The 25,683-nt window shown below is 71.4% G+C and carries 26 protein-coding genes; 9 read left to right on the forward strand and 17 right to left on the reverse strand.

What is annotated here, in order from left to right:
- Positions 1–11: 11 nt before the first annotated feature.
- The 8 genes from ACYVLJ_RS13990 to ACYVLJ_RS14025 form a co-directional block, all read right to left on the reverse strand.
- The gene (locus tag ACYVLJ_RS13990) at positions 12–809 is read right to left on the reverse strand and encodes an ABC transporter permease (protein ID WP_460438911.1); all 798 of its coding nucleotides are present in this window, start codon (positions 807–809) and stop codon (positions 12–14) included.
- The gene (locus tag ACYVLJ_RS13995) at positions 787–1,641 is read right to left on the reverse strand and encodes a 2-aminoethylphosphonate ABC transporter permease subunit (RefSeq protein WP_451973511.1); all 855 of its coding nucleotides are present in this window, start codon (positions 1,639–1,641) and stop codon (positions 787–789) included. Before ACYVLJ_RS13995 ends, ACYVLJ_RS13990 begins: the two co-directional genes overlap by 23 nt.
- A complete protein-coding gene (locus tag ACYVLJ_RS14000) occupies positions 1,638–2,687 on the reverse strand; it encodes an ABC transporter ATP-binding protein (protein WP_451973513.1) in 1,050 nt (349 codons plus the stop codon). The genes ACYVLJ_RS13995 and ACYVLJ_RS14000 overlap by 4 nt, the downstream gene beginning before the upstream one ends.
- The gene (locus ACYVLJ_RS14005; RefSeq protein ID WP_460438912.1) at positions 2,684–3,691 is read right to left on the reverse strand and encodes a type 2 periplasmic-binding domain-containing protein; all 1,008 of its coding nucleotides are present in this window, start codon (positions 3,689–3,691) and stop codon (positions 2,684–2,686) included. Before ACYVLJ_RS14005 ends, ACYVLJ_RS14000 begins: the two co-directional genes overlap by 4 nt.
- Positions 3,688–4,347: a phosphonatase-like hydrolase gene (locus ACYVLJ_RS14010; protein WP_460438913.1), complete on the reverse strand. Its 660-nt coding sequence runs from the start codon at positions 4,345–4,347 to the stop codon at positions 3,688–3,690. The genes ACYVLJ_RS14005 and ACYVLJ_RS14010 overlap by 4 nt, the downstream gene beginning before the upstream one ends.
- On the reverse strand, positions 4,344–5,462 hold the full coding sequence (locus ACYVLJ_RS14015; protein WP_460438914.1) for a TIGR03364 family FAD-dependent oxidoreductase: 1,119 nt from the start codon (positions 5,460–5,462) through the stop codon (positions 4,344–4,346). The genes ACYVLJ_RS14010 and ACYVLJ_RS14015 overlap by 4 nt, the downstream gene beginning before the upstream one ends.
- 108 nt (positions 5,463–5,570) lie before the next feature.
- The gene (locus ACYVLJ_RS14020) at positions 5,571–5,951 is read right to left on the reverse strand and encodes a DoxX family protein (protein ID WP_460438915.1); all 381 of its coding nucleotides are present in this window, start codon (positions 5,949–5,951) and stop codon (positions 5,571–5,573) included.
- Positions 5,952–6,009: 58 nt separating this feature from the next.
- Positions 6,010–6,789, reverse strand: coding sequence for a GntR family transcriptional regulator (locus tag ACYVLJ_RS14025; RefSeq protein ID WP_451973522.1), 780 nt, complete (start codon positions 6,787–6,789; stop codon positions 6,010–6,012).
- Positions 6,790–7,084: 295 nt separating this feature from the next.
- Here ACYVLJ_RS14025 and ACYVLJ_RS14030 point away from each other — a divergent pair, with 295 nt between their 5' ends.
- The gene (locus ACYVLJ_RS14030; RefSeq protein WP_460438916.1) at positions 7,085–7,891 is read left to right on the forward strand and encodes a S1 family peptidase; all 807 of its coding nucleotides are present in this window, start codon (positions 7,085–7,087) and stop codon (positions 7,889–7,891) included.
- A 41-nt stretch (positions 7,892–7,932) separates the two neighbouring features.
- Here the strand turns inward: ACYVLJ_RS14030 and ACYVLJ_RS14035 are convergent, their stop codons facing one another.
- Both ACYVLJ_RS14035 and ACYVLJ_RS14040 read right to left on the reverse strand, forming a co-directional pair.
- Positions 7,933–9,033 carry an NAD(P)H-dependent flavin oxidoreductase gene (locus tag ACYVLJ_RS14035; RefSeq protein ID WP_451973526.1) on the reverse strand — a complete coding sequence of 367 codons (1,101 nt, stop codon included), beginning with the start codon at positions 9,031–9,033 and terminating at the stop codon, positions 7,933–7,935.
- A 13-nt stretch (positions 9,034–9,046) separates the two neighbouring features.
- Complete coding sequence (locus tag ACYVLJ_RS14040) at positions 9,047–10,663, reverse strand: acyl-CoA synthetase (RefSeq protein WP_460438917.1); 1,617 nt, start codon at positions 10,661–10,663, stop codon at positions 9,047–9,049.
- 62 nt (positions 10,664–10,725) lie between these two features.
- Here ACYVLJ_RS14040 and ACYVLJ_RS14045 point away from each other — a divergent pair, with 62 nt between their 5' ends.
- The 5 genes from ACYVLJ_RS14045 (at position 10,726) to ACYVLJ_RS14065 (ending at position 15,557) form a co-directional block, all read left to right on the forward strand.
- Positions 10,726–11,514 (forward strand): crotonase/enoyl-CoA hydratase family protein, encoded by a 789-nt coding sequence (locus tag ACYVLJ_RS14045; RefSeq protein WP_460438918.1) that lies wholly within the window; start codon positions 10,726–10,728, stop codon positions 11,512–11,514.
- 212 nt (positions 11,515–11,726) lie between these two features.
- Positions 11,727–12,704 carry a Zn-ribbon domain-containing OB-fold protein gene (locus tag ACYVLJ_RS14050; RefSeq protein WP_460438919.1) on the forward strand — a complete coding sequence of 326 codons (978 nt, stop codon included), beginning with the start codon at positions 11,727–11,729 and terminating at the stop codon, positions 12,702–12,704.
- A gap of 7 nt (positions 12,705–12,711) precedes the next feature.
- Positions 12,712–13,725: a thiolase domain-containing protein gene (locus ACYVLJ_RS14055; protein ID WP_451973533.1), complete on the forward strand. Its 1,014-nt coding sequence runs from the start codon at positions 12,712–12,714 to the stop codon at positions 13,723–13,725.
- Positions 13,722–14,885 carry a thiolase domain-containing protein gene (locus tag ACYVLJ_RS14060; protein ID WP_460438920.1) on the forward strand — a complete coding sequence of 388 codons (1,164 nt, stop codon included), beginning with the start codon at positions 13,722–13,724 and terminating at the stop codon, positions 14,883–14,885. Before ACYVLJ_RS14055 ends, ACYVLJ_RS14060 begins: the two co-directional genes overlap by 4 nt.
- Positions 14,886–14,900: 15 nt before the next feature.
- Complete coding sequence (locus ACYVLJ_RS14065) at positions 14,901–15,557, forward strand: TetR/AcrR family transcriptional regulator (RefSeq protein WP_460438921.1); 657 nt, start codon at positions 14,901–14,903, stop codon at positions 15,555–15,557.
- 30 nt (positions 15,558–15,587) lie between these two features.
- Here the strand turns inward: ACYVLJ_RS14065 and ACYVLJ_RS14070 are convergent, their stop codons facing one another.
- A complete protein-coding gene (locus ACYVLJ_RS14070) occupies positions 15,588–16,607 on the reverse strand; it encodes a YhjD/YihY/BrkB family envelope integrity protein (protein WP_451973539.1) in 1,020 nt (339 codons plus the stop codon).
- Positions 16,608–16,662: 55 nt separating this feature from the next.
- Positions 16,663–17,454 (reverse strand): transglutaminase-like domain-containing protein, encoded by a 792-nt coding sequence (locus ACYVLJ_RS14075; protein ID WP_460438922.1) that lies wholly within the window; start codon positions 17,452–17,454, stop codon positions 16,663–16,665.
- A 35-nt stretch (positions 17,455–17,489) separates the two neighbouring features.
- Here ACYVLJ_RS14075 and ACYVLJ_RS14080 point away from each other — a divergent pair, with 35 nt between their 5' ends.
- The gene (locus tag ACYVLJ_RS14080) at positions 17,490–18,071 is read left to right on the forward strand and encodes a dienelactone hydrolase family protein (RefSeq protein WP_460438923.1); all 582 of its coding nucleotides are present in this window, start codon (positions 17,490–17,492) and stop codon (positions 18,069–18,071) included.
- Here the strand turns inward: ACYVLJ_RS14080 and ACYVLJ_RS14085 are convergent.
- A complete protein-coding gene (locus ACYVLJ_RS14085) occupies positions 18,043–19,269 on the reverse strand; it encodes a cytochrome P450 (protein WP_451973545.1) in 1,227 nt (408 codons plus the stop codon). The two genes, ACYVLJ_RS14080 and ACYVLJ_RS14085, sit on opposite strands and share 29 nt — an antisense overlap.
- Positions 19,270–19,502: 233 nt before the next feature.
- On the opposite strand from ACYVLJ_RS14085, the gene ACYVLJ_RS14090 reads away from it, so the two are divergent.
- Positions 19,503–20,660 carry a steroid 3-ketoacyl-CoA thiolase gene (locus tag ACYVLJ_RS14090; RefSeq protein ID WP_451973547.1) on the forward strand — a complete coding sequence of 386 codons (1,158 nt, stop codon included), beginning with the start codon at positions 19,503–19,505 and terminating at the stop codon, positions 20,658–20,660.
- A 72-nt stretch (positions 20,661–20,732) separates the two neighbouring features.
- Entirely contained in the window at positions 20,733–21,530 is a 798-nt protein-coding gene (locus ACYVLJ_RS14095) for an alpha/beta fold hydrolase (RefSeq protein WP_460438924.1), read from the forward strand.
- 80 nt (positions 21,531–21,610) lie between these two features.
- On the opposite strand, the gene ACYVLJ_RS14100 is transcribed toward ACYVLJ_RS14095, so the two are convergent.
- From ACYVLJ_RS14100 to ACYVLJ_RS14115, 4 genes are read right to left on the reverse strand one after another with little or no spacing between them, the layout of a single operon-like run.
- On the reverse strand, positions 21,611–22,813 hold the full coding sequence (locus ACYVLJ_RS14100) for a metal-dependent hydrolase family protein (protein ID WP_460438925.1): 1,203 nt from the start codon (positions 22,811–22,813) through the stop codon (positions 21,611–21,613).
- Positions 22,810–24,222 carry a sodium:solute symporter family protein gene (locus tag ACYVLJ_RS14105; protein WP_460438926.1) on the reverse strand — a complete coding sequence of 471 codons (1,413 nt, stop codon included), beginning with the start codon at positions 24,220–24,222 and terminating at the stop codon, positions 22,810–22,812. The genes ACYVLJ_RS14100 and ACYVLJ_RS14105 overlap by 4 nt, the downstream gene beginning before the upstream one ends.
- Positions 24,219–24,416, reverse strand: a complete 198-nt coding sequence (locus ACYVLJ_RS14110) for a hypothetical protein (protein WP_451973555.1) — start codon at positions 24,414–24,416, stop codon at positions 24,219–24,221. The genes ACYVLJ_RS14105 and ACYVLJ_RS14110 overlap by 4 nt, the downstream gene beginning before the upstream one ends.
- A 4-nt stretch (positions 24,417–24,420) precedes the next feature.
- The gene (locus ACYVLJ_RS14115; RefSeq protein WP_460438927.1) at positions 24,421–25,614 is read right to left on the reverse strand and encodes a M20 metallopeptidase family protein; all 1,194 of its coding nucleotides are present in this window, start codon (positions 25,612–25,614) and stop codon (positions 24,421–24,423) included.
- Positions 25,615–25,683 lie beyond the last annotated feature (69 nt).

Here is a 25,683-nt window from a genome sequence, read left to right on the forward strand (position 1 = left end):
GTTGCATCACCTCAGCGATGAGCCGCCCGGCCGCGGACCAGACCGAGCAGAACCACCCCCGCGAGGGTGACCGCGAGCAGCACGACCGTCGCCGCCGAGGCGAGGAACACCTGGCCGCGGTCGGTGAGGGCGAAGATGCCGGCCGGGAGCGTGCGCCAGTCCGGCGGGTACAGCATCATCGTCGCGCCCAGCTCGCCCATCGACATCGCCAGCGCGAGGCTCGCCGACGCCGTCATCGCCGGGAGCAGCACCGGCACGCGCACCCGCAGCAGCACCCGCACGGGGGAGGCCCCGAGCGACGCCGCGGCCTGCGCGAGCAGCGGGTCGACGCGGGCCAGCGCCGCCGAGACCGTGCTGTAGGCGAACGGCAGCAGGATCAGCAGGTGCCCGAGCAGCACGATCCAGCGCGTCCCGTTGAACGCCAGCGGCGGCCGGCTGAACGCCACCAGCAGCGCCAGGCCGAGCACCACCGACGGCACCGCGATCGGCAGGTGGAAGAGCGTGTCGGCGAGCTGCCGGACCCGCTTCGGCGTGGTCTCGGCCGCCAGGGCCGCCCACGTGCCGAGCAGGACGGCCGCCGCGCCCGCGACGACGCCGGTCTGGATGCTCACCGAGAGGCTCGCGAACGTCTCCCCCGACAACGCGTCGGTGTAGTGCCCGAGGCCGAAGCCGCCGGGAAGCACGCCGGTCCAGTGCCCGGCGAACGACGCGAGCACGATCATCACGAGCGGGGCCGCGACCACGACGGCGAACACCACGCCGAACACCAGCCACAGCAGCACCTTGCTACGCCGCGTCCACAGCAGCATCGCGCCCCCTTCCCGACAGGACCCGGTAACTCCCGTACAGCAGCAGCGAAATCGCGACGTCGACCAGGGCGACGACGCTCGCCGCCGGGAAGTCGAACGTGACGATCCCCTTGCCGTAAACCAGCATCGGCAACGTCGTGACGCCCTTGGCGCCGAGGAACAGGACGATGCCGAACTCGTTCAGCGCGAGCAGCAGCGTCAGGCACGCGCCCGACGCGAGCGACGGCAGCGCGGCGGGCAGCACGACCTGCCGCAGCACCCGCCCGGGACGCGCGCCCAGCGACGCGGCGACGTCCAGGTGCACGCCGGGGACCTGCCCGAACGCCGCGAGCGCCGGCCGCATCACGAACGGCGTGTAGAACGTGATCTCGGCCAGCAGCACGCCCCACGGCGAGTACAGGAACTCGCCGGCGCCGAACACGCCCGCGTTGCCGTAGAGGAACGTGAAGGCCAGCGCGATGAGGAACGACGGGAACGCGAGCACGGTGTCGACCAGCCGGGACAGCGTCCGCGCGCCCGGGAACGGGACGAACGCGATGACCAGGGCGAGGAACGTGCCGAGCAGCACGCAGCCGGCGGTGGCGCCCAGCGCGAGCAGCACCGTCTGCCCGGCCGCGTCGCGGAACTCCGCCGAGCCGAGCACCTCGGCCCAGACGCCCAGGCCGAACCCGGCGTCCGTGGTCAGCGACTGCCCGGCCACCAGCACCAGCGGATACCCGAAGAACACCACGACGACCACCAGCGGCGGCAGCAGCCAGACCACGCCTCGTGAGGGAGAAACTGTGTCAGAACGCCGTTTCTCCCCCACGACCGTCACCGGGACAGCGGTCATGGCGCGACTCCGACCAGGGGGCAGCCGTCCGGGATCGACACGCCCACCGACGCGCCGACGGCGAAGGCGTCGGGCACCTCGGCCCGGATCGTGGCGCCGCCGGTCAGTTCCAGGTCCAGGCGGTAGCCGGTGCCGCGCCACTGCACCGCGCGCACCAGCGCCGGGAGCGCGTCGCCGCCGGGTTCGCCGACGCCGACGCGGTGCGGGCGCACCCCGAGCGCGACCGGCCCGGTGCCGAGCGCGCCGGTCGGTTCGGCGGTCAGCACGCGGTCGCCGAGCCGGACCTTGGCGGGCCGGCCCTCGCTGACCAGGTCGACCGGGATGAGGTTGGCCGCGCCGAGGAAGCTCGCGGTGAATTCGGTGGCCGGGCGCCGGTAGAGCTGCTCGCACGGTCCGGTTTCGACCAGCCGCGCGTCGCGCATGACGGCGATCCGGTCGGCCAGCGCCAGGGCCTCGCCCTGGTCGTGGGTGACGTAGACGAGCGTGGTGTCCGGCAGCTCGGCCCGCAGCCGCAGCAGTTCGGCGATCATGTCCTCGCGCAGGGCGGCGTCCAAAGCGGACAGTGGCTCGTCGAGCAGCAGCACGTCGGGCCGGATCGCCAGCGCCCGGGCGAGCGCGACGCGCTGCTGCTGCCCACCCGACAGCTCCCGCGGGAACCGGCGGGCGTAGCCGCCCATGCCGACGAGGTCGAGGACCTCGGCGACCCGCCGGGTGACCTCGCCGCGCGGGGCACGCCGGGCCTTGAGCCCGAAGGCGACGTTGGCGTCGACGCGCAGGTGCGGGAACAGCGCGTAGCTCTGCACGACGACACCGAGCCCGCGCCGGTGCGGTGGCAGGTCGGTGACGTCCTCGCCGTTGAGGAACACCCGCCCGGCGCCCGGCCGGACGAACCCGGCGAGCGCCTTGAGCGCCGTCGACTTCCCGGAGCCGGACGGCCCGAGCACCGCCAGGGTCTCGCCGCGGGCGACCGTCAGGTCGAGGGAGTCCAGCGCCGTCGTGCGTCCGAAGTGGACGGACACACCGCGGAACTCGACGGCCGGGGTCACCGGCCGACGGCCTTCTTGTACGCGGCCAGGTCGGCGTCCAGCTTGCCGAGCACGGCGGTCCAGTCCGGGGTCCAGATGTCGACGCCCTGCAGCGCGGCCTTGATCTTGCCGGCGTTCGCGCCGGTGGCGGTGACGTCGGAGCGGGCCGGGATGCCGAACGCGTCGGCCGTCTTGGCCTGGACCTCGGGCGAGAACAGGAAGTCGAGGAGCTTCTTGCCCTCGTCCGGGTGCGGCGCGTTCGTCACGAGCCCGGCGTAGTACGGCAGCGCGAAGGTCGACCGCTTGCCCTGGGCGTCGGCCGGGAAGAAGACGTCGAAGCCGCCGCTCTTGGCGATCTCGGCGAGGTTCATCTGGACGTCGCCGTTGGCCACCAGCAGCTCGCCCTTGGCGACCTTGGGCTGCAGCTTCCCGGTGGACGACGACGGCCCGGCGTTGTTGGCCTCCAGCTTGCCGAGGTAGTCGAGCGCGCCCTGCTCGCCGAGGACGTGCTGCAGTTGCAGGAGCACGGCGGTGCCGTCGCCGGCCTCGCCGGGCGTCGAGTACTGGACCTTGCCCTTGAGCTTCGGGTCGAGCAGGTCGTCCCAGGTCTTCGGTGTGGCCTGCGCGTTGTGGATGAAGCTGAGGTAGTTGTTCATCATCGCGTAGAAGCGGCCCTGCGGGTCCTTGTCCGCCACCTTGTCCGCACCCTGCGGGGTGGACGGCTGGAGCAGGCCGGCGACGCGCTGGATGAACGGCGGCAGCGTGACGAGGACGTCGGCCTTCGTGTTGGCCTTCTCCTTCTCGACGCGCGAGGCGACCTCACCGGAGCCGGCCGTGACGGCCTCGACGGTGATGCCGGTCTGCTGCTTGAACTCGGCGAACCTCGCGGTGTACCAGTCTTCCAGTCCGTCCACTGTGTACACGGTGACGGTCTTGCCGCCGGCGGTCGCGGCGCCGGTGCCGCCGCAGGCGGACAGCAGGACGGTCAGCGCCGTCGCGAGCACGACGGCCAGGGTCTTCTTCATTTCGCTCCTTCGAGCAGGCTGGGGAGGTCACGCACGGAGTCGAGGATGTGGGTGGCTTCGAGGAGGTCTTCGCGGCGGCCCGCGCCGGTGAGGACGCCCGCGACGACGGACGCGCCGGCGCGGCGGCCGCACCGGACGTCGGACGCGGTGTCGCCGACGACGGCGACCTGCCGCACGTCGGTGACTTCGAGCCGCAGCGCGGCGGTGAGGACGAGGTCGGGGAAGGGACGGCCGCGCACGCCGTCGCCGGGCGCGAGTGCCAGGTCGGCGAGGTCGCGCCAGCCGAGGGAGTCGAGGATGGCCTGCTGGGTGACGGGCGCGAAGCCGGTGGTGAAGGCGACCTTGACGCCGTTTGCGCGCAGGCCGCGGATGACGTCCTCGGCACCGGGGACCGGCCTGCTCTCCGCCACCAGGTTCCCGTAGGCGGCTTCGAACGCGGAATTGGCTTGCTGCGCCTCGGTTTCGTCGCGCATGAGGGCGCGGAAGACGGTGATCTTCGACTGGCCCATGGTGTCGACGACGTACTTCAGCATCTCGGCGTGCTGCTCGTCGGGCACGCCGAGGGTTTCGATGGCGGCGGTGAAGGCCTTCACGACGAGGCCGTCGTCGGCGACGGTCGTGCCGGCCATGTCCAGGACGACGAGTTCGGGGGTCACAGGCCCAGCTCCTCGGCGGTGTCTTCGGCGATGGCGGGGGAACAGGTCATGCCCCGCCCGCCCGGCCCGGTGACCAGGTAGGCGTGGTCGGCGACGCGGGCGCGGTGCACGATCCGGCCGGGGTCGACCGTCTGCGCGTACACCCCGGCCCAGCGGCGGCGGATGCGCGGCAGCGGCCGGCCGAGCAGCGCACCGGCGACGGTTTCGAGGTGCTCGTAGGGGTCTTCGGTGACGTCGAAGCCGAACGGCTCGTCGTACTCGTGGGTGTCGCCGATGGTGAGCGAGCCGTCGAGGCGCTGCACGAGCAGGAGCTGCATGCGGTTCGCCCGGGCGACTTCGGCCTGGAGTTGCCGGGCTTCGAGGCTGTCGAGGGCTTCGCCGCGGTAGGCCGGGTAGTAGCGGAAGCTGTCGCCGTCGGCGACGCTGGTGGTGAGCGGCTCGCCGAGGGGCTCGGTCTGGGCCATCTGCAGCCGGACGCGCCGGACGGGCGTTTCCCCCGCGAGTTCGCGGACGAGCCCGCCGAGCCAGGCGCCGGTGCAGAAGAGGACGACGTCCCCGTAGTGCCGCTCACCGCGGTCGTCGACGACGCCGGTGCCGGTCAGGTGCCGGACTTCCCGGCCCGGCAGCCAGGTGTACCGGCCGGACCTGGCGAGTTCGGCGCGGAGGGCGGGCTGGGCGGTGCGGGGTTCGACGGCGCCGTCGCGCTCGCACCACAGCGCGGCTTCGAAGTCGCCGCGCAGGGCCGGGTTGAGCGCTTTCGCTTCGGCGGCGTCGAGGAGCTTGTAACCACGCTCGGCGGCTTCGGCACCTTCCGCCACTTCGCGCGCGACGGCGAGTTCGGCTTCGGTCCGGACGACGGTCAGCGAGCCGTTGGCGCGGAACCCGAGAGCCGGGACGCGCTCGCCGATCCGTTCCCACAGGAGCCGCGCCCGCTGGGCCGTCTCGAGCTCGACGCCGGACGCGCGGCCGCCGACCCAGACCAGCCCGAAGTTCCGCACGGACGCTCCGCGCGCTTCGGGCTCGCGTTCGAGCTGGACGACTTCGTGACCGCGTTCGACGGCCTGCCAGGCGTGCGCCGTGCCGAGCACGCCGCCGCCCACGATGAGGATTCGCACGCCGCACACGCTCTCCGGAGCGCGTGCACGGCTGCTGGCCCCTCGGCGAACGCCAGGTGAAGGGGCACCGAATATTGGACCGGATGAGTTATCGTTCCGTTACCTCGATCAGAGTCTTCCGAAGGCGACGAAGACGCAGACCGCGAAGATCAGCGCGTTCACCCCCACGTTGCGCCACTCGGCCGGCTTCTCCCCCACCACGGCCAGCCGGCCGTGCATCGCCATCGCGCCCACCATCACCACGGCCAGCCCGACGGCCGCCCAGCCGGTGAGCACCGGCGCGACGCCCAGCAAGACCGGCAGGATCAGCCCCACCACGGCGACCAGCTCGCAGATCGCCGTGAACCGGACCACCGGCAGCGGGTACGCCGCCGCCCCGGTCTGGCCCGTCTCGAGCATCCGCTGCCGGGACATCGTCGACTTCAGCCCGCCCGACAGGGCGAAGATCGCGGCCAGCAGCACTTGGCCGGCCCACAACGCGGCGTTCATGACGTCCTCCCTTTTCGGTGGTGCGGGAGGAACGAAACCGCCGGGGAGAACGTGACAGTCAGTCGGCCGGGCGCCCGAGCCGGGTCACGAAGCTGAGGCGGTCGCCGCGGTACAGCGACCGGACCCGCTCGAACGGCGCGCCGTCCGGGCCCCAGGAGATCCGGTGCATCAGCAGCATCGGCAGGGCCGGGTTGGTGCCGATCAGCAGGGCCTCGCGCGGGGTGGCCAGCACCGTCTCGACGCGCTCCTCGGCGCCGTCGAAGACCACACCGAGCTTCTCGCTCAGGCACGCGTAGAGCGACTGCTCCGGGTTGAACACCTCGAGCAGCGTCGGGAACCGCTCGGCCAGGAGATATGTCGACTCCAGGCCGACGCGCTCCTCGTCGGCCAGCAGCACCCGCTCGATGTGGATGACCTCGGCGTCCGAGGTGACCTGGAGGTCGGCGGCCAGGGCGCTGCCGGCCAGGCGCCGCTCCAGCGTGATCACGTTCCGGCCCGGCCGGATGCCCTGGCGGCGCAGTCCCTCGGTGTAGCTCACCAGCGCCAGCGGCTGGACGAGCTTCGGGCCCGCGACGTACGTGCCGCTCCCCTGGCGCCGGCTGAGCTTGCCCTCGAGCACCAGCTCCGCGACCGCCTGCCGCACGGTCGCCCGCGACACCTCGAAGCGCTCGCACAGTTCCCGCTCGGTGGGCAGCACCGCTCCTTCGCCGAGTTCCGCGATCACCGCCAGCAATTCGACCTTCACCGCGTAGTAGCGCGGGACGCGGCCGTGCTCGGGAATCCCGTCGAGGACGGGACCGTCGGCGGACAGGCGGGAATGGCGTGAAGGGGCGGGCACGCACCCGACCCTATTGGTTTCCGGATGCCCGGTGGTTCGCTGTGGCGCGTAACACGGCCGTCACGCAGAGGATCACCCGGATGCGCTCTGCGTCCCCGGCGGACGTGTGTTCACGTCCGGGAAACCCCAGGTGAACGCCGGGTGGCGGCCGTAATCGGTTCCGGTGGTCGGAAATCACCCAACCGCCCGAAACATCCGAAGAAAGTCGGTTGTCCCGGTATGTGAGCACCTGGTGTAGTCAAGGGGCCACTCTCGAGTTCGGCCTCCACTGTGGACACTGGAAGGACTGATCCCCTTGGCTCCCAAGCGCTGGTTCACCCTGCTCAGAAACGCCACCACCGCACTGGCCGCGGTCGCCGCGGCCGCGGCGCTGGCCACCCCGGCGATCGCCACCGCCGCCCAGCCGCCGTCCACCGACGTCGTCGGCGGGACCCGGGCCGCCCAGGGCGAATTCCCGTTCATGGTGCGGTTGTCCATGGGCTGCGGCGGCGCGCTCTACACCAAGCAGATCGTCCTCACCGCCGCGCACTGCGTCAGCCGGACGGGGGCGAACACCTCGATCACGGCCACGATCGGCGTGGTCGACCTCAACAGCACCAGCGCGCAGAAGATCAAGTCGACCTACGTCTACCAGTCCCCCACCTACGGCACCTCGACCGGCGGCGACTGGGCGCTGATCAAGCTGGCCAGCCCGGTGAGCGGCCAGGCGACGCTGCCGATCGCGACGACGGCGACGTACAACACCGGCACGTTCACCGTGGCCGGCTGGGGCGCGGCCCGCGAAGGCGGCGCGCAGCAGCGGTACCTGCTCAAGGCGACGGTCCCGTTCGTCGACGACGCCACCTGCCAGGCCCAGGGCGGCAGCTACCCCGACCTGATCCCGAGCGCCGAGATCTGTGCGGGCAACCTCGCCGCCGGCGGCGTCGACACCTGCCAGGGCGACTCCGGCGGCCCGATGTTCCGCCGCGACAACGCCGGCGCGTGGATCCAGGTCGGCATCGTCAGCTGGGGTGACGGCTGCGCCCGCGCGCACGCCCCCGGCGTCTACACCGAGGTGAGCACGTTCGCGTCGAAGATCGCCGCGGCCGCCTCCGGTCTTTAGCCGCTTCCACGCCGAGGGGGCCCGCCGCGGCGGGCCCCCTCTCAGCGCGTCTTGTCCAAACGGGACAGTGCTTCTTCGTAGCCGTGCACCAGGTCCGCGACGACGTCGGCGACCGGGCGCACCTCGTTCATCCGCCCGACGATCTGGCCGACCGGCATCGACACCACGCTCGGGTCGTTGGCCGCGTGGATCCGGTTGTGGGCGTGGGAAACCAGCAGGTTCTGCAGCGGCATGGGCAACGGCTCGGGCGCGTCGGCCGCGGCCCACGCCTCCGTCCAGCGGGTCTTGAGCAGCCGGGCCGGCTTGCCCGTGTAGATCCGCGTCCGGACGGTGTCCGACGACGTCGCCGCGACGAGCGCCTGCTGCATCGCCACCGACTCGGCCATCGTCTGCAGGTACTCCCGCGTGGCCAGCCACATCGAGCCCATCCAGACGCCGGACGCGCCGAGCGCCAGCGCCGCGGCCATCTGCCGCCCGGAGCCGATCCCGCCGGCGGCGAGCACCGGCACGTCGACGGCGTCGACGATCTCCGGCACCAGCACCATCGACGCGATCTCGCCGGTGTGCCCGCCGGCTTCGTAGCCCTGCGCGACCACGAAGTCGACGCCGTTTTCGACGTGCCGGACCGCGTGCTCGGCCTTCCCGGCGAGCGCCGCGACCGGGACGCCCCGGTCGTGACACTGGCCGATCACGTCGGGCGGCGGCGAGCCGAGCGCGTTGGCGATCAGCTTGATCGGGTGGTTGAGCGCGACCTCGACGTGCGACCGGGCGACCGAGTGCAGCCAGCCGAGCACGCCCGCGCGCTCGTCGGTGTCGTCCGGCAGCGGCGGCACCGACAGCTCCTTCAGGACGCGGTCGACGAACTCGCGGTGGCCGTCCGGGATCATCTTGGCCAGGTCGACCTGGGTGCCCTCGGCGGGCACCTTCGCCGGCATCACGATGTCGACGCCGTACGGCTTGCCGCCGGTGTTCTCGTCCATCCAGGTGAGCACCCGGTCGAGCTCCGCGGCGTCGTTGAACCGGACGCAGCCGAGCACGCCGAGCCCGCCGGCGCGGCTGAGCGCCGCGGCGACGTGCTCCGAGGGCGTGAACCCGATGATCGGCAGGTCGATGCCGAGCCGGTCGCACAGGGATGTCCGCACTGGTGGTGTCCTCCTAGACGGGCTGGGCCGTGGCGGGCTCGTGGTCGGCGGCGTAGCGCTGGGCCCACGGGTAGTCGGGCTTGCCGCTGGGCGAGCGGCCGATCTCGTCGGCCAGCCAGACGGTGCGCGGCACCTTGTACCCGGCGATCTCGCCCCGGACGTGCTCCTCGAGCGCGGCGAGATCGAGCGCGGCGCCTTCGCGCAACTGGACGACGGCGGCGACGCGCTGGCCGAGCCGGTCGTCCGGGACGCCGATGACGAGCGCGTCGAAGACGTCGGGGTGCGACTTCAGCGCGCCCTCGACCTCTTCCGGGTAGACCTTCTCGCCGCCGGTGTTGACGCACTGGGAGCCGCGGCCGAGCAGCGTGACCGTGCCGTCCTCTTCGTAGCGGGCGTAGTCGCCCGGGACGACGTACCGGACGCCGTCGACCTCGACGAAGATCGTCTTGCTCTTCTCGGGGTCTCCGTAGTAGCCGAGCGGGACGTGCCCTCGTCGCCCGATGAGCCCGACTGCGCCGGGCTTCTGCTCGACGAGGTTGCCGTCGTCGTCGAGCAGGATGGCGTCCTTGCCGAAGTTCACCCGCGGGCCGGCGCTGTGGTCGGAGCCCTTCGCCACCATGCCGATGCCGGTGAAGCCGCTTTCCGACGAGCCGATCGCGTCCGTGATCACGGCGTTCGGCACGAGCTCGACGAACTCCTGCTTCACCGACTGCGAGAACAGCGCGGCGTGGCTCGACACCGCCACGACCGACGAAGCGTCGTAATCGCCCTCGCGGAACGCCTCGATCAGCGGCCGCGCCATCGCGTCGCCGACGATCGTGAGGACCTGGACCTTGTGCTCCTGCACGGCCTTCCAGATCTCGTGGGCGTCGAAGCGCGGCACGAACACCACCGGGCTGCCGGTGAACAGCGCCCCGAACGCGGCCCACTGCGCGGCGCCGTGGATCAGCGGCGCGGCGGGCAGGCGCGTCAGGCTGCCGGACTTGCCCTGCTCGGCGAGCGTCCATTCGTCCGGGACGTACTCGCCGGTGACGAAGTTGATGCCGCCGCCGAGCGCGCGCCAGATGTCCTCGTGGCGCCAGAGGACGCCCTTCGGGTAGCCGGTGGTGCCTCCGGTGTAGAGGATGTAGAGGTCGTCGTTGCTGCGCTCTTCGAAGTCGCGTTCGGGGCTCTGGGCCTCGAGGGCGGCTTCGTAGTCGACGCCGCCGTAGCTCGAGAAGTCGCCGTCGCTCTCGTCGTCGATCACGACAACGTGTTTCAGTTTCGGCGACTCCGGCAGGGCGGCTTTCACCTTGTCGGCGTAGCTTCTCTCGTGCACCAGCGCGACGAGGTCCGCGTCGTTGAAAAGGTAGACGAGTTCCCCGTGCACGTAGCGGTAGTTGACGTTGACGGCGATCGCGCGCAGCTTGTACGCCGCGATCATCGCCTCCAGGGCCTCGATCGAGTTGCGGGAATAGACCCCGATGTGGGACCCGCGTCCCACGCCGTGCGCGGCGAGGTGGTGGGCGAGCCGGTTGGCCCGCGCCTCCAGTTCGGCGAAGGTGACTCGCCGGTCGCCGCACACGACCGCGACGCGCTCCGGCACGGCGTCGACGGCGTGCTCCAGAAGATCCGCGATGTTGAGTGCCACGCCCTCAAAGTAGAACATGTTATCGTTCTGGGCAATGGCACTGCTGCTTCAGGAGGACTGACGTGGGTGAACCGCACGCGCTGGTTTCGCAGGAGGGGCAGACCCTCGTCGTCACGATGAACCGGCCCGAGGCCCGCAACGCGATCACCGGCGAAATGATGTCGATCATGGTCTCGGCGTGGGATCGGGTGGACTCGGACGACTCGATCCGCAGCTGCGTCCTCACCGGGGCCGGCGGCGCGTTCTGCGCGGGCGCGGACCTGAAGTCGATGTCGCGGAACTCGCCGTCGGCGGCCTTCGACGCCGGGAAGTTCGACCCTTCGCACATCCCGGGACTGCTGAAGGGACGTCGCCTGACGAAGCCGTTGATCGCGGCGGTCGAGGGCCCGGCGATCGCGGGCGGGACGGAGATCCTGCAGGGCACGGACATCCGGGTGGCGGGCACGTCGGCCCGCTTCGGCGTGTCGGAGGCCCGGTGGGGATTGTTCCCGATGGGCGGTTCGGCCGTACGGCTGCCGCGTCAGATCCCGTACACGATCGCGGCGGACATCCTGCTCACCGGCCGTCACCTCTCGGCCGGCGAAGCCCTGGCCATCGGCCTGATCGGCCACGTCGTCCCGGACGGCCAGGCCCTCTCCCGCGCGCTCGAACTGGCCGAGCTGGTGAACGCGAACGGCCCGGTCGCGGTCCGCGCCATCCTCCGCACGATCCGCGACACCGAAGGCCTCCACGAGGAGGAAGCCTTCAAGCTGGACTCGCAGTACGGCATCGAAGTCTTCGCCTCGGAAGACGCGAAGGAAGGCCCCCGCGCGTTCAGCGAGAAGCGCAAGCCGGAGTTCCGCGGCCGCTGACCGGCATCACGCGTGATCCGAGAGGCATCACGCGTGACTGGAGGGGCATCACGTGTGACTGGAGGGGCATCAGGGCGATGCCCCGCCAATCACGCGTGATGCCCGCCCAATCACGCGTGATGCCTCTTTGCGCACGATCAAGTTTAGAACGTGTTTCAGGGGGCCGTGGCTGGATCTTGCCGCCAGAACGAGAACATGTTTCACTCAAGGGCGTGACCGAGACACCACTGGCGGCACCGCTCAACGTCGGCTTCGACTACACGCGCTCCACCGGGCCCGTTCTGGGACGGTTCGTGAACGCGCTGCGGGAGCACCGCATCGAAGGCATCCGCGGCAGTGACGGGCGGGTGCACGTCCCGCCGGTCGAGTACGACCCCGTGACCGCCGAACAGCTCAGCGAGTTCGTGCCGGTGGCCGAAGAGGGCACGGTCGTCTCGTGGTCGTGGTGCCCGGAGCCGCTCGACGGCCAGCCGTTGAACCGGCCCTTCGCCTGGGCGCTGGTCAAGCTCGACGGCGCCGACACCGCCATGCTGCACGCCGTCGACGCCGGCCGTCCCGACAAGATCCACAGTGGACAGCGGGTCCGCGTCAAGTGGGCCGACGAGGCCGTCGGGCACATCCGCGACATCGCCTACTTCCTCCCCGCCGACGCCGGGGACACCACGCCGACCGAGCCCGCTCCCCCGGTCGCCGAGCGCGAAGAGGGTGCTCCGGTCAGCGTCGTCATCACGCCCGTGCACCTGAAGTACATGCACTCCGCCTCCCCCGAGGAGAGCCGCTACCTGCGCGGGCTCGCCGAAGGCAAGCTCATCGGCCAGCGGTGCCCGAAGTGCGAGAAGGTCTACATCCCGCCGCGCGGCGCGTGCCCGACCGACGGCGTTCCCACGACCGACGAGGTCGAACTCCCCGACACCGGGATCGTGACGACGTTCTGCATCGTCAACGTCCCGTTCCTCGGCCAGCGCCTCAAGCCGCCGTACGTGGCCGCGTACATCCTGCTCGACGGCGCCGACATCGCCTTCCTCCACCTCGTCCTCGGCTGCGACGCCCAGGACGTCAAGATGGGCATGCGCGTGCGCGCCGCCTGGAAACCCCGCGACGAGTGGTGGACGTCGCTGGAGAACATCAGCCACTTCGAGCCGACCGGCGAGCCGGACGCGGCCTACGAAACCTTCGCCCACCACCTGTGAGGTCCTGATGCCAGACGTCGCCATCGCGGGCTTCGCCAAGGCGCCCAACGTCCGGGAGACCGAGGGCACCACCAACGGCGTGGAGATGCTCGTCCCGATCTTCGCCGAGGTCTTCGAAAAGACCGGTCTGTCCAAACAGGACATCGGCTTCTGGTGCTCCGGCTCGTCGGACTACCTCGCCGGGCGCGCGTTCTCCTTCATCGCCGCCGTCGACGCGATCGGCGCGTTCCCGCCGATCCACGAGTCGCACGTCGAGATGGACGCCGCCTGGGCGCTCTACGAGGCCTGGCTGAAGATCAAGATGGGCGAGGTCGAGACCGCGCTCGTCTACGGCTTCGGCAAGTCCAGCGCCGGCCAGCTGCGGCGGGTGCTCGCCCTGCAGCTCGACCCGTACGTCGTCACGCCGTTGTGGCCCGACTCGGTGTCGATCGCCGGGATCCAGGCACGCATGGGGCTCGAAGCCGGGCTCTGGTCCGAAAAGGACCTGGCCGAGGTGGCCGCGCGCGGCACCGGCCAGGACGTCGCCGAACTCCTCGACGCGCCGTACTACGCGGACCCACTGCGCCGGCACGACATCGCGCCGATCACCGACGGCGCCGCGGTCATCGTCCTGTCCACTGTGGAACGCGCGAAGGACATCGTGGACCACCCGGCGGTGATCGGCGGCATCGAGCACCGCGTCGACTCCCCCGTACTCGGCGCCCGCGACCTGACCCGCAGCCCGTCCACCGAGATCGCCGCGCGGTCCCTCGACCTCGACGGCGCCGACCTCGCCGAGCTGCACGCGCCGTTCACGCACCAGGAGCTGATCCTGCGCACGGCCCTGAAGCTCGACGACGACGTCAAGATCAACCCGTCGGGCGGCGCGCTGGCCGCGAACCCGATGTTCTCCGCCGGTCTCGCCCGCATCGGCGAAGCGGCGGCCCGGATCCACAGCGGCGAATCCCGCAAGGCCGTGGCGCACGCGACGAGCGGCCCGGCCCTGCAACAGAACCTGGTGACCGTGCTGGAGGCCCGATGACCAAGCAGCTCACCGCCGTGCTCGGCACCGGCCAGACGCACCACCGCGCCAAGCGGCAGGACGTCTCGATGCCGGGCCTGCTGCGCGAGGCGATCGACCGCGCGATGGCCGACGCCCAGGTCGGCTGGGCCGACATCGACGCCGTCGTGCTCGGCAAGGCGCCGGACCTGTTCGAGGGCGTGATGATGCCCGAGCTGTTCCTCGCCGACTCCTTGGGCGCGAACGGGAAGCCGTTGCTGCGCGTGCACACCGCCGGTTCGGTCGGCGGCTCGACGGCGCTGGTCGCCGCGTCGTTGATCCAGTCCGGCGTGCACCGCCGCGTGCTCACCGTGGCCTACGAAAAGCAGTCCGAGTCGAACGCGATGTGGGGCCTGTCGATCCTGCCGCCGTTCCAGATGCCGGTCGGCGCGGGCGCCGGCGGCTACTTCGCGCCGCACGTGCGCTCCTACATCCGCCGCTCGGGCGCGCCCGAGCACGTCGGCGCGATCGTCGCGGCGAAGGACCGCCGCAACGGCGCCCTGAACCCGTTCGCGCACCTGCAGCAGGCCGACATCACCGTCGAGTCGGTGCAGAAGTCGCAGATGCTGTGGGACCCGATCCGCTACGACGAGACGTGCCCGTCGTCCGACGGCGCGTGCGCGATGGTGCTCGGCGACGAGGCCGCCGGGGACGCCGTCGAGGGCGGCGCCGCCTGGATCCACGCGACGGCCATGCGCACCGAGCCGACCACGTTCGCGGGCCGCGACCAGGTCAACCCGCAGGCCGGGCGCGACGCCGCGGCCGCGCTGTGGGCCGAGGCCGGGATCAAGGACCCGTTGTCCGAAGTGGACGTCGCCGAGATCTACGTGCCGTTCTCGTGGTTCGAGCCGATGTGGCTGGAGAACCTGGGCTTCGCGCCCGAAGGCGAAGGCTGGAAGGTCACCGAAGCCGGTGAGACGGCGATCGGCGGGCAGCTGCCGGTCAACCCGTCCGGCGGGGTGCTCTCGTCCAACCCGATCGGCGCGTCCGGCATGCTCCGCTTCTCCGAAGCGGCGAAGCAGGTCATGGGCCGCGCCGGGGACTACCAGGTCGACGGCGCGCGGATCGCGGTCGGGCACGCCTACGGCGGCGGGTCCCAGTACTTCTCGATGTGGGTGGTCGGCGCGCACAAGCCGCGTTGATACGCTCGACCCACCATGCCGAGACTCGCCGACCACGAGCAGCGCCGCCGCCAGATCGCCGAAGCGGTCTGGCGGATCGCGAGCGCGCGCGGGCTGGAAGACGTCTCGCTGCGCAAGGTCGCGGCCGAGGCGGGTGTGTCGCTGCGGCTCGTCCAGTACTACTTCGGCACGCGTGACGACCTGCTGCTCGGCGCGCTCGAGATCCTCAACGCCGACGCCGGGGAGAGCATCCGCGCGGGCCTCGGCCCGGAGGAGGAGGCGACCCCGCGGGAGATCCTGCGCGCGATGCTCGTCGGGATGCTGCCGGTGGACGACGAGCGCCGCACGCGCTACCTCGTGCACCTGGCCTACTTCGTCCGGTCCCTTTCGGACGCCGGGCTGGCGTCGGCGTTCAAGGCCGCGCCGCCGGAGCTGGAACGCCTGACCGCGGACCTGCTGGCCTGGGGCCGCGAACGCGGCGAAGTCCCCCACGACCTCGAGCTGATGCCGGAGGCCGAGCTGCTGCTCTCGAGCGTCGACGGCCTGCAGACGAGCATCATCCTGGGCCAGCGCACGCCGGAGGCGGCGATCGCCCTCATCGACCACCAGCTGGACCGGCTGTTCCCCAGCCGGCCGGAAGCAGGCGGACACGAGCCGCAAGCGATCAGCGCAAGCCGCCCCTTTCCGCCGTGACTGCCGCCGGAGGGGGAACGGACAGCACAGTCAGTCTCGCGAACGTCGCCACTTGAGCGCGAGCAGCGTCCCCAGCACGCCGGTCAGGACGCCGACCGTGGCCGGCACCGCGACCGGCGGGTCCACGACGACCACGGGCTTGAGCACGACCGGCGCCGGTGGCTGGACCGGCCTCGGCGGCGCGTCCGAGCCCGTTGCCGTCCACGCCGTGACGTAGACGAGCAGCCGCGCCACCAGCGAGATGAAGAAGATCAGGCCGATGACCGAGCCGAACGCGATGCCGGTCGGCGAGTCGCCGATCAGCCGCAGGTAGAAGCCACCGGCGAGCTTGAGCACCTCGAACCCGACGGCCAGGGCGATCGCGCCGCGCACCGCGCTGCGCACGCCCACCTTCTGCCGCGGCAGCCGCGTCAGCACCCACAGGAACACCAGCCAGTCGGCGGCCAGCGACAGCGGCACCGACGACGCCGAGACGAGCTGGTGCCCCCAGCTCGTGTCGTCGAGGCCCGCGAGCCGCAGCAGGTAGCTGCCGAGCGCGGTGCCGGAGATGGTGAGCGTGAAGGACACCAGCAGCGCCGCCGTGAGCCCGACCAAGGCGAGCAGGTCGACGGCGATGAGCCGCAGCAGGGGCTGGTCGGAGCGGTTCTGGCCCCACATCGCCGTCAGCGAGTCCCGCAGCGCGTTCATCCAGTTCCAGCCCGAGTAGAGGCCGATGACCAGCCCGAACGCCCCGACACTCGTGCGCTGCTTGACGAACCCGGTGAGCAGGTCGGTGGCCTTGCCGCCGAGCCCGCCGGGCAGCGTGGACACGATCGCGTGCACGAGCGTGTCGAGCAGGTGCGGCTGGCTGGCCAGCACGAACCCCGCGACCGACGACGCGACCATCAGCAGCGGCACCAGCGAGAGCAGGCTGAAGTAGGTGATGGAGGCGATGTAGTGGTAGCCGCCGGCCTCGATGTAGCGGTCGGCGGCGCGGGCGATGTGGTCCAGCCACCGGTACCGGGCGCGCGCCCGGGCCCAGGGGCCCGGGGCCTTGGGGGAACTCTTCACGGACTCTGTTTACCCAGCCGGAGGCCACTTCGCGCAGGCAACACGCGGTCGGCCCTCAGCCGAGGACGACGAGCCCGGTGCCGTCGTCCGCCGGAAGGGCGGCGTCCGTCGTCGCGAACACCGTGCTGCCCAGGAAGTCGAGCTCGCAGCCCAGGGTGGCGAGGAACGCGGTGTCCGCGGCGTCGCGGCCGGTGGAGATGCGGAGCATCGTCTGGCGCGGCGCCAGGCGCGTCGCGTCGAAGACGTACCAGTGGCCGTCGACGCCGGCCTCGAAGACGGCGTGGAAGTCCATCGGGGACAGTCCGGGCGCGTAGACGCCGACGTAGCGCGCGGGGATGTCGAGGAACCGGCACAACGTGATGCAGACGTGCGCGAAGTCGCGGCAGACGCCCTCCCCGGCCAGCAGGGTGTCGATCGCGTCGTCGGCCGGCCGGCTCGCACCGACCACATAGGACAGTCGCTCGTGGACGTGCCGGACGATCGCCTCCACCCGCGCCTTGGTGTCCTTCAGCTTGAACAGCTGCGGTGGCACCAGGCCGGCGATCCGGTCGGCCGGGCAGTACCGGCTCGGCCGGGTGAACACGGCGGCCTCGGCGAGCGTGACGGGCTCGGGTTCGGCGTCGGTCAGCGCGCGTTCGGCGTGGTAGGTGACGCGGTGTTCGCCCTTCGGCAGCCGGAAGACCTCGGCGCGCGTCCCGTGCTCGAACTCGACGGGCTCGCTCTCGCCGTGCCAGGAAACCGTCAGCTCTTCGGTGTCGGCGTGGGCCGCGGCGACGGAAATCGCGGCACGCCCGGGTTCGGTGACGTGCACGGAGAACTCGACGTCGACGGTCGCTCGCGGGGCCATCGCCTCATGATGTCACCCTCGGGCAGAATCGCCGGATGACCGACGTCGTGGTGTTCCACTCCGTGCTCGGGCTGCGGCCCGTCGAACACGGTCTCGCCGGCCGGCTGCGGGCCGCCGGGCACCGCGTCACGGCCCCGGACCTCTACGCCGGCCGGACGGCGTCGACGCTGGAAGAAGGCTTCGCGCTGAAGGACCGCGTCGGCTGGGCCACGATCGTGCGGCGCGCCGAAGAAGCCGTGCGCGAGCTGCCCGTGGAGACCGTGCTCGCCGGCGTGTCGATGGGGACGGGCGTGGTCCAGGAGGTGCTGCCCGGGCGTCCGAGCACCGCGGGCGTCCTGCTGCTGCACGCCGTGGGCGCGCTGCCCGCCACGGCCCGCGCGGGCCTGCCGGTCGAGGTGCACGTCGCGGACCCCGACCCGATCGCGCCTCCGGCGCAGGTCGCGGCGTGGCGCGAAGCCGCGGCCCGGCTGGGCGCCGATGCCCGGGTCTTCACCTACCCGGGCACCGGCCACTTCTTCACCGACCCGGCCGGCCCCGACTTCGACGAGGCGGCCGCCGGGCTCACGGAGCGGCGCGTCCTGGACTTCCTCAGGCGTACCGCACCGGGTAGTGCTTGATGCCGTTGAGCCAGCTGGACCGCAGCCGCACCGGCGACGCGGCTTCGGTGATGCCGGGCATCACGTCGGCGATCGCGTTGAAGATCAGGTCGATCTCCAGGCGGGCCAGGTTCGCGCCGATGCAGTAGTGCGAACCGGTGCCGCCGAAGCCGACGTGCGGGTTGTCCTCGCGGAGGATGTCGAACTTCTCCGGGTCCTCGAACACCTCGTGGTCGAAGTTGGCGGAGCTGTAGAACATCCCGACCCGGTCGCCCTTGCGGATGTGCGCGCCGCCCAGTTCGGTGTCGCGGGTGGCGGTGCGCTGGAAGGCGACGACCGGGGTGGCCCAGCGGACGATCTCGTCGGGCGCGGTCTTGGGCCGCTGGTCCTTGTAGAGCTCCCACTCGCCCGGGTGGTCGAGGAACGCCTTCATGCCGTGGGTGATGGCGTTGCGCGTGGTCTCGTTGCCGGCGACGGCGAGGAGGATGACGAAGAAGCCGAACTCGTCGGAGCCGAGCGCTTCGCCGTCGACGTCGGCCTGGATCAGCTTCGTGACGATGTCGTCCATCGGGCACTTGCGCCGGTCTTCGGCCATGTTCCAGGCGTAGCCGATGAGCTGCGTCGACGCCTCGAGGGGCTCGACTTCGTACTCCGGGTCGTCGTAGGCGACCATCTGGTTGGACCAGTCGAAGATCTTGAGCCGGTCCTCCTGCGGGATGCCGATCAGCTCGGCGATCGCCTGCAGCGGCAGCTCGCAGGCGACGTCGGTGACGAAGTCGCCGGAACCCTTCTTGCGGGCCTCGTGGACGATCCGCTCCGCGCGGTCGCGCAGGGTGTCCTCGAGCCGCGCGATCGACCGCGGGGTGAAGCCCTTCGACACGATCCGCCGCAGCTTCGTGTGCTGCGGGGCGTCCATGTTGAGCAGGACGAGCCGGTTCGCGTTGAGGTTGTCCTCGGTCATGCTCTCGTCGAAGCGGATGATGGCGGTCTTCTCGCTGGACGAGTACAGCGTGCTGTCGCGCGACACCTCCTTGACGTCCGCGTGGCGCGAGACGACCCAGTAGCCGTCGTCGCGGAACCCCGCGGTGTTGTGCTTCTGGGGGTTCCACCACACGGGGGCCGTCCGCCGGAGCTCGGCGAACTCGTCGACCGGCAGGCGTTGGGCGTAGAGGTCCGGGTCCGTGAAGTCGAACCCGGCGGGGATGAGCGGAGCGGCCACGTTGCCTCCCACGGTTCGCCTTTGAAACACGTTCTAACCCCGATTAGAGCATACGGTGTTAACTTGCGGAAGACCGTTTAGTGAAACCCGTTAACTTGACCGATGAGGCCAGGTGAGCGAGCGCTCACTCGCGGAAGATCAAGATCGTGTCGATCCTGCGGTCGCTTGCTTCAAACGATAACTTGTTCTAGTTTTTGGGTCACTGGACAGTACTTCCCGACGAAAGGGACGACATGGGCGTGCCGGTCATCGTCGAAGCCGTGCGGACCCCGATCGGCAAGCGGGGCGGGCTGCTCGCCGGCCTGCACGCGGCCGAACTGCTGGGTGCCGCGCAGGTCGCCCTGCTCGACCGCGCCGGCGTCGACCCCGAGCTGGTCGAGCAGCTGATCGGCGGCTGCGTCACGCAGGCGGGCGAGCAGTCCAACAACGTCACGCGCACGGCGTGGCTGCACGCGGGCCTCCCGGAGACGGCCGGGGCGACGACGATCGACGCCCAGTGCGGCTCGGCGCAGCAGGCGACCCACCTGATCGCCGGCCTGATCGCGGCGGACGCGATCGAGGTCGGCGTCGCGTGCGGGGTCGAGGCGATGACCCGGGTGCCGCTGGGGACGAACCGCGGCGCCGGCTCGCCGCGGCCGTCGTCGTGGTCGATCGACCTGCCCAACCAGTACGGCGCGGCCGAGCGGATCGCCGCCCGGCGGGGCCTGACGCGCGCGGACGTCGACGCGTTCGGCGCCCGGTCGCAGCAGAAGGCCGCGGCCGCGTGGGAAGCGGGACATTTCGACCGCGAAGTGGTGCCGGTGAAGGCCCCGGTCCTCGCCGAAGACGGCTCGCCGACCGGCGAGACCCGCCTGGTCGGCCGCGACCAGGGCCTCCGCGAGACGACGGTCGAAGGCCTGGCACGGCTGAAGCCGGTGGTCGAGGACGGCATCCACACGGCGGGAACGTCGTCCCAGATCTCCGACGGCGCGGCGGCCCTGCTGCTGATGGACGCCGAGCGGGCCGCGGCGCTCGGCCTGCGTCCCCGGGCCCGGATCGTGGCACAGGCGCTGGTCGGCGCGGAGCCGTACTACCACCTCGACGGCCCGATCCGCGCGACCGAGCGCGTCCTCACCCGGGCCGGCATGACGATCGGCGACCCGGACCTGTTCGAGGTGAACGAGGCCTTCGCTTCGGTCGCTTTGTCCTGGCAGCGGACGCTTTCGCCGGACGAATCGCGGGTGAACGTCAACGGCGGCGCGATCGCGCTGGGCCACCCGGTGGGCAGCACCGGAGCCCGGCTGCTGACGACGGCGTTGCACGAGCTGGAACGCCGCGACGCCGCGACGGCCCTGGTGACGATGTGCGCGGGCGGCGCCCTCGCCACGGCGTCGATCATCGAGCGCGTCTGAAAGCCTTGTGCGGACAGCGTTCCGCGACGCCCGCGCACGTCCGCTCCGGGCCGCTGTGCTTGACTTCGGGGCATGATCTCGGAAAGCCGTTGCCCGGTGGAGGACGGTGAGCTCCTCGTCCGCCGCGGCGGCGAAGGGCCGGCGCTGCTGCTCATCGCGGGCGGCACCGGGTCGGGTGACTCCTACCGCGCCCTGGCGAAGCAGTTGTACGACGGCTACACGGTCGTCACGTACGACCGCCGCGGCCACTTCGGCAGCACGGACACGACCACGGGCCCGGTGACGGTCGCCCGCCAGGCGGACGACGCGCGGGCGGTCCTCGAGCACGCCACCGACGGCCCCGCCCTGGTGTTCGGCTCGAGCGCGGGCGCGCTGATCGGCCTCGACCTCGTCGCCCGGTACCCGGACCGGGTGCGCACGCTCGTCGCGCACGAACCCCCGGCGGTGCACCTGATGCCGGACGCGGGCGGCTGGCTCGAAGCCGCCGCCGAGCAGGTGCGGCTGGCCCGGTCGGGCGAGCTGATGACGGCGGTGACGCGCTTCGCCGACGCGATCGCGGGCGCGGCCCTGCCCGACCTGCCGAACCTCCGGCTGCCGCACGAAGCCGACTGGATCCGCCTGTTCGACCGCGAGCTGACGGAGTTCTTCGACTACCTCCCGGACCTGCGCGCGCTGCGCAGGGCGAACACGGAGATCTTCCCGGTGGCGGGCGAGGGCAGCCGCGGCCGCTACCACTACCAGCCGGCGAAGATCCTGGCCCTGGAGCTGGGCTTGCCGTTCACCGAGATGCCGGGCGCACACCTGGCCCCGCAACGAAACCCGGCCAAGTTCGCGGCCGCTCTGAAAGACCTGCTGAACCCCGACCTCTGACCGTGTCGACCCCCCGATCACGCGTGTCGACCCCCCGATCACACGTGTCGACCTCCTGATCACGCGCGCGCGGCACGGTGTCAGACCACCCGGACCCCGTCCTTCCACACCTCCCGGATGTTCGACGCCAAGGCCGGGAAGTCGTACGGGTCCCCGTCCACCACGACGAGGTCCGCCCGCAACCCGGGCTCGATGCGGCCCAGCTCGCCGTCCAGGCCCATCAGCCGCGCCGCCGAGGACGTCGTCGCCTCCAGGACGTCGGCCTGGGTCATGCCGCACGCCGCCATCAGGGCCAGCTCCTCCAGGTTCGTCCCGTGCGGGCCGACGCCGCTGTCCGTGCCCATCGCGATCCGGACCCCCGCCGCGTACGCGCGGCGCACCGAGTCCCGGTGCACCTCCACCACTTCCCGCGCCTTCGCGACGACCGCAGAAGGCAGATCCACCCCGGCATCGGCCGCCCGCACCACGTTCACCGGGGCGATCAGCGTCGGGACCAGCCACGTCCCGTGGCCCAGCATCAGCTCGATCGCCTCGTCGTCGAGGTAGATGCCGTGCTCGATCGAACGGACACCCGCCCGGACCGCGTTCTTGACGCCCGCCGAGCCCTGCGCGTGCGCCATCACCGGACGCCCCTGCATCGCCGCCTCGGTGACCAGGACCTCCAGCTCCTCCGGCGTGAACTGCGAGTGCCGCGGGTCGTCGCGCGGCGACAGCACTCCCCCGGTCGTGCACACCTTCAGGACGTCCGCGCCCGCGCGCAGCAGCGTCCTCGCCACCCGGCGCATCTCGTCCGGCCCGTCGACCGTCGCGTCCGGGCGGCCCGGGTGCGGCACCAGCAGCGGCACGCACAGGCCGGACGGGTTCCATGCGTCGCCGTGGCCGCCGGTCTGGCTGATCAGCCCGATCGAGATCTGCAACCGCGGCCCCGGGATCAGCCCGTCGTCCACCGCCTGCTTGATGCCGAGGTCCGCGCCCGACGCGTCGCGCACCGTCGTGATGCCCAGCCCGAGCGTCGCCCACAGGTTCCGCGCGGCTTCGTAGAACTGGTAGGAGAACGGCTTCTGCACGCGCGCCAGCAGCCCGATGTCGGACACCGTGACGTGCACGTGGCAGTCGAACAACCCGGGCAGCAGCACCGTGCCGGCGCAGTCGACGCCCTCGTCGCCGTCCAGGCCGGTGCCGACGTCGACGATCCGGCCGTGCTCGACGACGACGTCGGCCGCCGCCGGCTCCGAGCCGGTGCCGTCGAACACCGAGCCGCCGGTGAAAACCGTGCGCGTCACGCCGCCTCCACGAGAGAAGTGCGCCGGTGCAGCAAAGCGGCCAGCGCGAGCACGACGACGTTGACGCCGAGCCCGACCAGTCCCACGTTGACCGTGCCGACGAGGTGGGTGTCCACAAAGGTCAGCCAGATGACCACGAGCTCGCCGGCGATCAGCCCGGCGAACACCGGGCCCTTGCCCACCGGGACGCGCCGCAGGAAGCCCAGCAGGTTCGCCGGGGCCAGCTGGACCGAGCCCGAATAGGTGAGCAGCAGCAGGTTGGCCAGCAGGTCCGGCCGGAAGATGCCGAGCACGAGGGCAAGGGTACTCGCGAGCACAACCGTGCCGTGGTTGATCCAGAACTGCTTGCGGCCACTGCGGACGCGGACTATGTTGCGCGCCACCAGTGACGAGATGCCGATCAGGATCCCGGCCGCCGGGACCATCGCGGTGGCCGTCGCGGCGACCACGACGACGCCCGTCACCCACTGCGGCAAAGCGTCCTTCGACAGCGTCAGCAATACGCCGTTCGGGTCACTTCCCTTGGGGACCACGATGATCGCCGCGAAGCCGATCAGCATCGGCAGCAGCAGGCACAGCTCGTACACCGGCATCCAGGTGTAGTTGCGCCGCAGCACCTTCGGGTCGCGCGCGGACATCAGCGCCGGCCACGAGTGCGGCAGCGTCATCAGGCCGACGCCGATCGCGCTGACCAGCATGCTCGTCACGAACCAGACGTGGTCGTTCGCTCCACTGTGGACGATCAGCTTCTCCGGGTGCAGCTGCTCGATCTTGTGGAACACACCCCCGATGCCGCCGGCGAAGTGCGTCGGCACGGCGATGATCAGCACCACCAGCGCGACCAGCATGATCCCGTCCTTGAAGTAGGACGTCGCCGCGACGCCGCGCAGCCCGGCCCACAGCACGAACGCGACCACGAGCACGCTGCCGGTGATCATGCTCAGCGTCCCGGACGCCGAGTCGCCGGTGACGAGCCGGACGATCAGCCCGAGCCCGGTGATCTGCAGCTGCAGGTACGGCAGCACGAACACGACGCCGAGCACCGCGGACAACGTCCCGAGCGCCCGGCTGGAGTAGCGGTCCTCGAGGAAGTCGCCCTGGGTGAGGTAGCCGCGCTCCTTGCCCATCGTCCAGAGGCGCTTGGCGAGGAAGAACAGCACGACGTAGGCGATCGGCACGTACGGCAGCGCGTACATCGCCGCGACGCCGCCGGAGAACGCGAGGCCCGCCATGCCGAGGAAGGTGAAGGTGGTGAACACCTCCCCCGCCTGCAGGAACCACATGGTCAGCGCGCCGAAGCGGCGGCCGCCGACGGTCCACTCCGCCAGGTCGGCGACGGGCTTGCGCCGGCCGAGGAAGCCGAGGACGCCGATCAGCACGATGCCGGCGAGGGTGAAGGTGAGGATCACGAGTCGTCCTCCTGCCCGCGCATGAGCCGTTCGGACAGCAGCAGCGCCGGGGTGAACATGAGGCACCAGAAGGCACCCCAGACGACCATCCGCGGCAGCCCGAGCCACAGCCCGGTCGTGTTGACGAACGGCAGGAACGGCATCAGGACCAGCGCGAGCACGGGGAGCAGCGGCGGCCAGTGGTAGCTGCGCACGGCGTCACCCCGCCAGGATCCCGAGGCGGCGGACGGCGAGCTCGGCCAGCAGCGCCGCGCCGTCGGCGAGCACGCCGTCGTCGAAGCGGGCGCGCGGCGAGTGGTTGTCGGCCGCGGTGTCCGGGTCCGCCGGGCACGCGCCGAGGAAGAGGTACGCGCCAGGAACCCGTTCGAGGACCCGGGAAAAGTCCTCCGAGCCGGTGATCGGATCGGCCATCTCGGTGAACCGCTCCTCGCCGAAGACCTCACGGATCGTGTCGGCGACGAACTCGTACGCGCCGGCGTCGTTGACCGTCGCCGGGTACTCGGGTTCGTAGGTGACCTCGACGTCGAGGCCGTGCGCGGCCGCGATGCCCTGGCACACCTGCACCGCGCGCTCGCCGACGCGGGCCGCGACCGCCGGGGAGAACGAGCGGAGCGTCGCCTCGAACGCCGCGTCGTCCGGGATGATGTTGCGCCGCGTGCCGGCGTGGAACATGCCGACGGTGACGACGACCGGGTCGAAGACGTCGAAGGTGCGCGTCACCATCGTCTGCAGCGCGGTGACCATCTCGCAGGCGGCCGGGATCGGGTCGCGCGCGTCGTGCGGCGACGAGCCGTGGCCGCCCGCCCCCAGCACCCGCACGGCCAGCGCGCCCGACGCCGCCATCAGCGTCCCGGGTCGCGCGACGAACTGGCCCTTCGCGTAGCTCGAAGCGGAAACGTGCAGGCCGTAGGCGGCGTCGACGTGCTTGCCGGACGCCGTCAGCACGCCCTCTTCGATCATGCGGCCCGCGCCGTCGCAGCCTTCTTCGCCGGGCTGGAACATGAAGACGACGTCCCCGGGCAGCTCGTCCTTGCGCGCGGCGAGCAGCCGGGCCGCGCCGACCAGCCCCGCGGTGTGCAGGTCGTGGCCGCAGGCGTGCATGGCACCGTCGATCGTCGAGCTGAACTCCTCGCCGGTCGCCTCGGTCACCGGGAGCGCGTCCATGTCGCCGCGCAGCAGCACGGTGCCGCCCGGCTTGCCGCCGCGCAGGACGGCGGTGATCGACGAGAGGTTCTTGCCGAGGCTGACTTCGAGGTCGAGGCCGTCCAGTGCCGCGAGGACCCGCTCCTGGGTGCGCGGCAGGTGGAGGCCGATCTCCGGGATGCGGTGCAGGTCGCGGCGGAGGGCGACCAGGTCGTCGAGCAGGGCGGCGGCGTCGGATCGCAGGGTCATCCGCAGATCATGCAAGTGTCGAGCACAATGGCCGGGAAAAGGTTCGGAAACCACCGTTGCGAGGGCCGA

This window comes from Amycolatopsis stemonae, from assembly GCF_054781455.1.

What these genes read in the sequence shown, in the direction of transcription:
- ACYVLJ_RS13990 (WP_460438911.1), bottom strand. Translation starts at nt 809, where the DNA reads ATGCTGCTGTGGACGCGGCGTAGCAAGGTGCTGCTGTGGCTGGTGTTC.
- ACYVLJ_RS13995 (WP_451973511.1), bottom strand. Translation starts at nt 1,641, where the DNA reads ATGACCGCTGTCCCGGTGACGGTCGTGGGGGAGAAACGGCGTTCTGAC.
- ACYVLJ_RS14005 (WP_460438912.1), bottom strand. Translation starts at nt 3,691, where the DNA reads ATGAAGAAGACCCTGGCCGTCGTGCTCGCGACGGCGCTGACCGTCCTG.
- ACYVLJ_RS14020 (WP_460438915.1), bottom strand. Translation starts at nt 5,951, where the DNA reads ATGAACGCCGCGTTGTGGGCCGGCCAAGTGCTGCTGGCCGCGATCTTC.
- ACYVLJ_RS14055 (WP_451973533.1), top strand. Translation starts at nt 12,712, where the DNA reads ATGCCAGACGTCGCCATCGCGGGCTTCGCCAAGGCGCCCAACGTCCGG.
- ACYVLJ_RS14060 (WP_460438920.1), top strand. Translation starts at nt 13,722, where the DNA reads ATGACCAAGCAGCTCACCGCCGTGCTCGGCACCGGCCAGACGCACCAC.
- ACYVLJ_RS14065 (WP_460438921.1), top strand. Translation starts at nt 14,901, where the DNA reads ATGCCGAGACTCGCCGACCACGAGCAGCGCCGCCGCCAGATCGCCGAA.
- ACYVLJ_RS14075 (WP_460438922.1), bottom strand. Translation starts at nt 17,454, where the DNA reads ATGGCCCCGCGAGCGACCGTCGACGTCGAGTTCTCCGTGCACGTCACC.
- ACYVLJ_RS14080 (WP_460438923.1), top strand. Translation starts at nt 17,490, where the DNA reads ATGACCGACGTCGTGGTGTTCCACTCCGTGCTCGGGCTGCGGCCCGTC.
- ACYVLJ_RS14090 (WP_451973547.1), top strand. Translation starts at nt 19,503, where the DNA reads ATGGGCGTGCCGGTCATCGTCGAAGCCGTGCGGACCCCGATCGGCAAG.
- ACYVLJ_RS14095 (WP_460438924.1), top strand. Translation starts at nt 20,733, where the DNA reads ATGATCTCGGAAAGCCGTTGCCCGGTGGAGGACGGTGAGCTCCTCGTC.
- ACYVLJ_RS14115 (WP_460438927.1), bottom strand. Translation starts at nt 25,614, where the DNA reads ATGACCCTGCGATCCGACGCCGCCGCCCTGCTCGACGACCTGGTCGCC.